Raw genomic sequence first — 8,038 nt, 5'->3', positions numbered from 1 at the left:
ACTGCTCAGACCAGCGGATCATAAGCCACTTGCGGACGGGGCGGGCCATACGTTTTCCGCGCCCTTGACGCTCTGGCTGTCGATGATCGCCGCCGTCGGGCTCGCCTCGCCTCGCGTCCCGCCTTCTCCCGGCACTGCACGAACAGCGCGTGATGGATGCGCATCAACGTGCCATCGTAGTCCCACAGGTCGAAGTAACCGTAGACCGTGCTGCGCGCCGGCAGGTCCGTGGGCAGCGCCCGCCATTGGCAGCCCGTGCTCAGCACGTACATCAGGCCGTCCACCACGGCCCGCATCTCGATTGTGCGCTTGTTCCCACCCCATTTGGCCGGCGGGATCAGCGGCGCGATCAGCCCCCATTCCGCATCCGTCAGGTCGCTCGCGTAGCGCAAGGCGCTCCGGTCATAACGAGCACGGTTCTCGGTCGTCCACATCAGAAAGGGCCCTTTCAAGCCCTCGCTTGAATCACAACCTGCTCAAATCACACAATTTGTTGCCGAACAGACACTTAGAGGCTCTTCTACAGCCTGAAGCAGTCGCTTCACGGGCGGCCCTACGATCAGAAGGTCATGTCCCATTAGCGAAGCCGGCCTGCTACGTCTTGGGGGCAACCTGGGTTAGATGCCGACTGTCCGCGATGTGTATCGCAGCTTAGGCCGGTCAGGGCGCAGGCAGTCGTGCGGCCACCTCGTTCCGTCGGAGAAATGGAATCGCGAAGGATGGGTCAGAGCCCAGGAAGACGGGGGGAGCGCTGGTCCTCCGGCCAGCGGTGGACAGTACCTCGGTCAGGATACGCTTTGTTCGGTCCGAGCCACAGGCGTGATGGAGCCTGAGAAGCGAGGGGCGGCGATTTTCTCGGCCGGGACGCGGACAAGACGGACGCCCGCCTCGGTGGGCTCCGGGGCTCCGGCCTCGGCTACGTCGCGTGGAAGGAAGAACCGCATGGTTCCCCCTGAGCACTGCTCGACCGGAACCGTCATCGCGATGCGCTGACCTCTAGTTTCCACGGGCGCGGTCATCGCGATGCGGTCGCCCCGCTGGTTCGCGCCGGTGATTTAGCGAAAGAGCCGCCCGAACTCCTCACCATCCCCCTGTCCGCGCACGTCGGTCTCGACGGCGAGGCGTGGCTCGTAGGCTCGGACCTCGACGCCACGGTCGAGACGCTCGATGACCGTGTACCTGGGCTGATCGTAGAAGGTCCGCACGCCGAAGACCCCAAGGCCGGACTCGAAGAGAGCGACGAGATAGTAGAAGAACTTATCCATCGTGGTGACGCTCGGTGGCATGCGGAGACCGTAAAGCGACCCATCAAGGGCAATCGCCGCCTTGATCCGGGTCCGTTGAAACGCACGATGGCCCGACGCCGCCTCCACGTATAACGTCGGGCCGCCTGGATTATGTGTTCAGTCCCGAGGTGAGATGGGTCGGATCGTATCCGAAACGGCTTGGGGCGTCCGCACCGATGCTCGTTCCGGCTGCCTACCCGTGTACCAATCTCCGTCTGAAGTTCGATTGGTTCACCGCTCAAGCTGCCGTGATGCATTGTTAACATATAACGTCTATTCCCGCTGCAGTGACATCAGCACCAAAAGAGGGCGTTTTGGAGCAGTGGAAGCGCATAGGCCGCCCCTACCCGTGAATGAGGCCGAGCGTCTCGCGGAGTTGCGCGATCTGCGCATCCTCGACACTCCAGCCGAAGCTCACTTCGATGCCGTGTGTAAGGCCGTCGCCGCCCTATTTTCCTTGCCCATCGCCCTCGTCTCTCTCGTCGATAGCGACCGGCAATGGTTCAAGGCCAAGTGCGGGATCGATGTCGAAGGCACACCGCGTGAACTCGCGTTCTGCACCTACGCCATCCTCCGCGACGATGTCCTCGTGGTGGAGGACGCGACGGCCGATCCGCGCTTCGCCGACAATCCATTGGTGATGGGTGGACCCGGCATCCGCTTCTACGCAGGGGCGCCCCTCGTCTTGCAGTCCGGCATCCGGGTCGGAACCCTGTGCGTCATCGATACGAAACCGCGAAGCTTCTCGGACTTGCAGAAGACCCAGCTTCAAGATTTCGCTCGGATCGTCGTTGCCCACATCGAGCTACATCGTGCACGCCTCCTGCTCGAAGCGGCGCTGGAAGACCGTATACGTTCAGAAGCTCAAATCGCCGCGAGCGAGGCGCGCTACCGCGCGTTGGCGGACGGCCTGCCCCAGATGGTCTGGGTGATGGCCTGCTCGGATGGCGCAGCCATCTACACGAACGAGCGGTTCCGCAGCTACTACGGAGCCATTGGTCCGCAGCGCGAGGAGCGTATCGCCCGCAATCATCCCGCCGATGCCGAGCACATGGCGGAGGTCTGGCGGCGCGCCATCACGGACGAGCACACCTATGTGGTCGAAGGGCGCTTGCGTCGCCACGACGGCATCCACCGTTGGCACAAGTTGATCATGATCCCGGTCCGTCGGAACGAGACGGTCGTGGAATGGCTTGGCACCGCTCTCGACATCGAGGATATCGTCACCGCCCGCGACACGCTGGAGCAAACGACCGACCTGCTGCGGCTCGCGCAAGAGGCCGCCGGAGCGGGCGTCTGGCAATGGAACCTCGACGAGGACGTGGTGCGCAACTCGCCCGAGAGCGCGCGCATGCATGGACTTCCGTGCGCACCGGGTTCGACGGAATGGGTCGAGGTCAGCGTCGCGGATTGGTCGGCGAACGTCCATCCCGACGATCTGGCCCCGGTCCAGGCTGCATACGCCGCAGCGCTACGCGATGGGGAGACCTACAAGGTCGAGTTCCGCGTCCGCCAAACCGAGAGGGGCGATGCCTACCGCTGGCTGATGGGCTTCAGCCGCATCATCCGTGACGAGGCCACCGGCCGACCCCTGCGCGTCGTTGGCCTCAACCTCGACGTGACCGAGCGGCGCACGACACAGGACGCCCTCATTCACAGCGAGAGCCGCCTGCGCACCAGCGAGGAGCGCCTCGCCCTTGCCCTCGACAGCGGCACCGACGGCTTATGGGACTGGGACGTCGCCACCGGTCACGTCTGGTACTCCGACCGCGCCCTTACCCTGCTCGGCTACGCCCCAGGAGACATCAAACCCCACATCAGCGCTTGCATCGACCTCGTACATCCGGACGACCTCAAGCACACGCAAACGCGGCTCGCAGAGCATCTAAAGGGAATCACGGCCGCTTACATCTGCGAGCATCGCCTGCGGGCGAAATCAGGTGAATACACCTGGGTTCTGTCGCGCGGCAGGGTGGTGTCGCAAGATGCGCAAGGCGCATCGCTGCGCATGGTCGGCACCTACATTGATATCACCGAGCGCAAGGCATATGAGCAGAGCATCGCGTACATGGCGCGTCATGACGTGCTCACCGGCCTACCCAACCGCACCGTGTTCCACGAGCATCTGGAACACCGGCTTGCCGAGGTCAGGCGCGGCCGGGGCCAGGCGGCTCTGCTCTGCCTCGATCTCGATCGCTTCAAGTCCGTCAATGACACGCTCGGCCATCCCGCCGGCGATCAGTTACTCTGCCAGATCGCGGCACGTCTGAAGGCAACGGTACGTGAGGGAGATGTCGTCGTGCGTCTGGGTGGCGACGAGTTCGCCATCATCATCTCGCACCTCGACCATGCGCATGACGCCAGCGCGCTGGCGCAGCGCGTGATCGATGCCGTGGGTCAACCGCTCGATCTTAATGGGCACCTCGTGACGGTGGGCGTCAGTATCGGCATCGCAGTCGCATCCGCCAACGGCAACCTACCGGATGCCCTGCTCAAGAATGCGGACCTCGCGCTCTACCGGGCGAAAGCTTCGGCGCGCAACTGCTACCGCTTCTACGAGGCTGGCATGGATGCAGCCGTCGAGGCACGGATGCAGCTTGAATTCGAGATGCGCGAGGCCGTCATGTGCGGCGGCTTCGCCCTGCACTACCAGCCCGTGCTGCGTCTGGCCGACCACAGGATTGTCGGCTTCGAGGCGCTCATGCGGTGGCCTCATCCGACGCGTGGGATGATCCCTCCAAGCACCTTCATCCCTCTGGCCGAGGAGACGGGAATGATCATCCCGCTCGGCTCCTGGGCGTTACAGGAGGCATGCCGCGAGGCTGCGTCCTGGCCAAACGACTTGCGGATTGCGGTCAACGTCTCGGCCATTCAGTTCCAGCAGCCTGGACTGGAGCAGAGCGTGATGTCGGCGCTCGCCGCCTCAGGTCTCGCGCCTCATCGCCTTAAGCTGGAGATCACCGAAAGCATCCTCGTCCAGGATGCCGAGGCGGTGATCGCTTGTCTGCACCGGCTGAAAAGCGTCGGGGTTCGCATCGCGCTTGACGATTTCGGAACCGGCTACTCGTCGCTGAGCTACCTGCGCCTCTTTCCCTTCGACACGATCAAGATCGACCGGTCCTTCATCAGCGAAATCAGCGATCCCGGCGCCGCAGCCATCGTCCGTGCCGTCGTCGGCATCGCGACGCAGCTTGGCGCAACGGTGACGGCGGAAGGCGTCGAGACGGATGAACAGCTTAAGCAGGTTCACCGGGAAGGCTGCACGGACGTACAGGGCTACCTGATCAGTCGCCCGCTATCAGCGGAAAAGGCTACCGAATTTATTGGCAGCAGCAGCCTGGTGAAACAGGCGTACAACAAGCTTCGCGAAGTCGAGCAGATCGGACGGAACCAAATCTGGGCGGCATAGATGCGACCGCAACACGAACCACGCAAATGGGTTTACCCTTGCATGGCGCGATCATGCCTGGCCGCGCAACGGAGGTCAGCCCAGCGCCGGTTTTCGAGGTGAAGGTAGCTGGGATTGAACCGGCAAAATGCCTTCAGTCCATCGATATCGAGGACGGTCAAGACCCTTCTCCGGATTGTGATCAATTCCATTCTCCGCAATTCGCGGAGCACGCGGTTCACATGGACGACCGAAAGGCCCATCGTGTCGGCGATATCACCCTGCGTGAAGGGGAACGCGTAGCTGTTGTCGCTGGCCAAGCCGACCGCATCGTGACGCATCAACAACTCGCAGATGAGATGGGCGATACGCTCCGTAGACTCGCGGGCGCCAATATTGACTAGCCATTCCCGCAGCACGGCCTCGTCGACCAGCCCACACCACCAGAAGGCCCGCGTAATGCGCGGATGGCTAGCCGTGATTTTGTCAATGGACGTACGCGGTATATCGACGACCTGACATTTCGTGATCGTGCCGATGCTATGGTCCATTCGGTCGAGGATGAACACGTTTAGGTCGCAGAAGTCCCCAGGCACGAAGTACGCCACGATCTCGCGCTGGCCATCGGGCAGGACTTTATAGCGGCAGGCATAACCATCGAGAATGAGGTGGACACTCTCAGGCTCATCACCCTCCCTGATCAAATCGACCCGTGGACCGACCTTCCTGACCTTGTCCACGAGGGTATCCAAGGCGCTCCGGTCAAGGTCGGACAGCGTTTCGAAGCTCTCCAGCTTTCGCGTCAGTGCGTTCTGGATCATTTCGCGAGCGCCTGAACGATAGCGATCAATAAGTCCCTGGGCAGCATCTCGATCCATCATATGATTTATATTTTTACGAAGCGAACTTAAAACTAGATCTTATGTTGTGTTTCTGAAGGCGGTTCATCGCATACGTCTTTCTCATTCGTCTGTTTGCCCCGGAAACGGCTCAGGCGGTCCCGAGTGACACCCATCATTATCGGGACTGGATCAGGGCGCATGCTGAAGCATCGTACGGACGCAATGGAGCGGCAAAGCCTCGTTCTGGTGGTCGAGGACGACCCGCTTGTCCGGCTGGTGACCGAGGATGTCCTCACCGAGGCCGGTTTCCGGGTCATCGAGGTTCCTAACGCCGACGATGCCCTCATCGTGCTTGAGGCACGGCCCGACATACGGTTCGTCGTGACGGACGTGGAAATGCCTGGAACACTCAATGGCCTTACGCTGGCCCGCCACGTCCGGCATCGGTGGCCGCAAGTCGGCATCGTCGTATGTTCGGGGCGGGTGCGCCCGGGAGAGGGCGACCTGCCATCCGGGGTCCAATTCCTTTCCAAGCCGTTCATCCCGTCCGAACTCATCTCGACGGTACGGGACATGGACACGGACGCGACTTTTAGGCTTCCGCTGAAAGCTGCGTTCAATCCATGCCCCCTGGGCCAGCCGCGTCATGCGGCAAGTCATATACCGAGTCCGGCCGCCGGAATATCCGGGCCCTGACACGACGCATCCGCCAACCTTCACAGTGCGAGCCGGCGTTTCGCGCCGATTCGGCTCAAAATCCATGCTTACGGGAACATCGCGTTGACGCTTCGCCAAACCGAGAACTCATCCAGCGTCGCGCGCGAGGCGGCGCTTGAGGCCGAAGTCGTCCGGTTGCGAAAAGCCCTTGACGAGTCCGTGCGTCGCGCGGCTGCCGGCGCGTCCTCCTCGACCATTGAACATGAACGCGAGATCGCCGAGGCACGCGCGGAGGTGGCTCTCCAACAGACGCGGGCGGTCAGGTCGGAGCAGGCTCACGCGGACCTGGCAGGGCGTCAGGCCGTACTAGCCGCCAGCGAGGCACGCTACCGCCTCGCGGTCGAGAGTGCCACGGACTACGCCATCTTCACCACCGATCTTGCCGGCCGCATCACGGGTTGGAATTCCGGCGCGCAGAACCTGCTTGGATGGACCGAAGACGAGGTCGTCGGACAACCAGCAAACATCATCTTCACTCCGGAGGACGACCGGCATGCCGTCCCCGAGGAGGAGATGAGGCTCTCCGTCGAGGATGGAAGGGCAAACGACAACCGCTGGCATCTGCGCAAGGACGGCACTCGGTTCTGGGCCAACGGACTGATGATGCCCATGCGCGATGACGAGGGGGGGCTTGCGGGTTTCCTGAAGATCCTGAGGGACCTGACCGAGGCCCGCCGTGCGAGCGAGCACCGTGAGCTCCTCATCAACGAATTGAACCATCGGGTGAAGAACACCCTGGCGACGGTACAGGCGTTCACGACCCAGTCGCTTCGCACGGCCGCGTCCCTGCCGGAAGCGCGCGAGGCCATCACCGCCCGCCTGATCGCCCTGGCCAAGGCACACGACGTGCTGACCGCCGAGTGCTGGGAGGGCGCCGACCTTGCCCAGATCGTCGCCGATGCCCTCCGCGTTCATGCCGGTGACGGGACCCGGTGCAGCTGGCGGGGCAATCCCGTCAGGGTCACCCCGCGCGTCGCCCTGGCCCTGGCGATGATGCTGCACGAACTCGCGACGAACGCGCTCAAGTACGGGTCGCTCTCGAATGCTACCGGTACCGTGGACGTGTCATGGGCGCTCTCCTACATGGATGGTCCAAAATCGGACGCCAGGCTGAGGCTTGGCCTGAGGTGGGAGGAACGTGGCGGTCCACAGGTGACGCCACCATCGCGAAAAGGCTTCGGCTCCCGGATGATCGAAAGGGGGCTGGCGGCGGAATTGAACGGCGAGGTGGATATGCGGTACGAGCCGGCCGGTGTCGTCTGCACCCTCGACATGCCTCTGGATATGGCTTGATCCCGATACGTCCGGTAACGGTGGGCCGCTCTCCCTGACGGGTGGCCATCATTCCTTGTCGTTCCATTCCTCACCGTTCTTGCCGGATTGGGCGGATCAGGCACAGCAGGGTCGAGCCCGTACGAGGACGAGGCCGTTGTCTCACCTGGCCAGGAATGCCTTGTTCATCGTGAGGATGACGATGGCGCCGGCCTCGTCCCAGGTGCGGGAGACCGAACCATCCAACTGGTGCGTCGTGGCGCGGTCCGGCACCCTGCTGCCGTACCCACCGGGACCGGTCGATGGCACGACGGGCGGCCCACCCCGCTCTGTCCAGGCCATGGCTAGGTTTTCGCCATGGTCAGAGCCCGACACGTCGAGCGTGCCGCTGGGTGCCGATAGGGCACCGTACTTCAGGGAGTTGGTCGCCAACTCGTGCACGACGAGGGCCAAGGTCGTCGCAGCTGCCTCGCCCACCCGCAGCGCAACTACATCCGCGATGTCGGGCGTCTGGCGACGTTCCTGCGGCGCTC

7 protein-coding genes and 1 pseudogene are annotated in these 8,038 nt (G+C 63.0%); 3 read left to right on the top strand and 5 right to left on the bottom strand.

Annotated elements, in window-relative coordinates; translation table 11 throughout:
- Window positions 1-54: 54 nt before the first annotated feature.
- From G3T14_RS22425 to G3T14_RS25580, 3 genes and pseudogenes are all read right to left on the bottom strand, one after another.
- Window positions 55-434 (bottom strand): annotated as a pseudogene (locus G3T14_RS22425) (transposase); the annotation flags it as partial.
- Window positions 435-785: 351 nt separating this feature from the next.
- Window positions 786-1,019: a heme-binding protein gene (locus tag G3T14_RS25585; RefSeq protein ID WP_348645330.1), complete on the bottom strand. Its 234-nt coding sequence runs from the start codon at window positions 1,017-1,019 to the stop codon at window positions 786-788.
- Window positions 1,020-1,055: 36 nt separating this feature from the next.
- A complete protein-coding gene (locus G3T14_RS25580; RefSeq protein ID WP_348645329.1) occupies window positions 1,056-1,265 on the bottom strand; it encodes a hypothetical protein in 210 nt (69 codons plus the stop codon).
- Between the two features lie 370 nt (window positions 1,266-1,635).
- Between G3T14_RS25580 and G3T14_RS22415 the strand changes: the two genes are divergently transcribed.
- The gene (locus tag G3T14_RS22415) at window positions 1,636-4,695 is read left to right on the top strand and encodes an EAL domain-containing protein (protein ID WP_348645328.1); all 3,060 of its coding nucleotides are present in this window, start codon (window positions 1,636-1,638) and stop codon (window positions 4,693-4,695) included.
- 32 nt (window positions 4,696-4,727) lie between these two features.
- Here G3T14_RS22415 and G3T14_RS22410 read toward each other — a convergent pair whose 3' ends face one another.
- Window positions 4,728-5,495 (bottom strand): Crp/Fnr family transcriptional regulator, encoded by a 768-nt coding sequence (locus tag G3T14_RS22410; protein WP_204263008.1) that lies wholly within the window; start codon window positions 5,493-5,495, stop codon window positions 4,728-4,730.
- 219 nt (window positions 5,496-5,714) lie between these two features.
- Between G3T14_RS22410 and G3T14_RS22405 the strand changes: the two genes are divergently transcribed.
- Together G3T14_RS22405 and G3T14_RS22400 are read left to right on the top strand one after the other, a co-directional pair.
- A complete protein-coding gene (locus G3T14_RS22405) occupies window positions 5,715-6,212 on the top strand; it encodes a response regulator (protein WP_246733500.1) in 498 nt (165 codons plus the stop codon).
- A gap of 84 nt (window positions 6,213-6,296) precedes the next feature.
- Window positions 6,297-7,526: an HWE histidine kinase domain-containing protein gene (locus G3T14_RS22400; protein ID WP_163644731.1), complete on the top strand. Its 1,230-nt coding sequence runs from the start codon at window positions 6,297-6,299 to the stop codon at window positions 7,524-7,526.
- Between the two features lie 141 nt (window positions 7,527-7,667).
- Here G3T14_RS22400 and G3T14_RS22395 read toward each other — a convergent pair.
- Window positions 7,668-8,038 (bottom strand): sensor histidine kinase (locus G3T14_RS22395; RefSeq protein ID WP_163644730.1); only part of this gene is annotated, 371 nt, incomplete at its 5' end.

It is taken from the genome of Methylobacterium sp. BTF04 (assembly GCF_010692745.1).
In the GTDB taxonomy this organism is placed as follows: Bacteria; Pseudomonadota; Alphaproteobacteria; order Rhizobiales; family Beijerinckiaceae; genus Methylobacterium.
The sequence above is the reverse complement of the archived record's forward strand: the minus strand, read 5'-3'. Positions and strand labels throughout refer to the sequence as shown.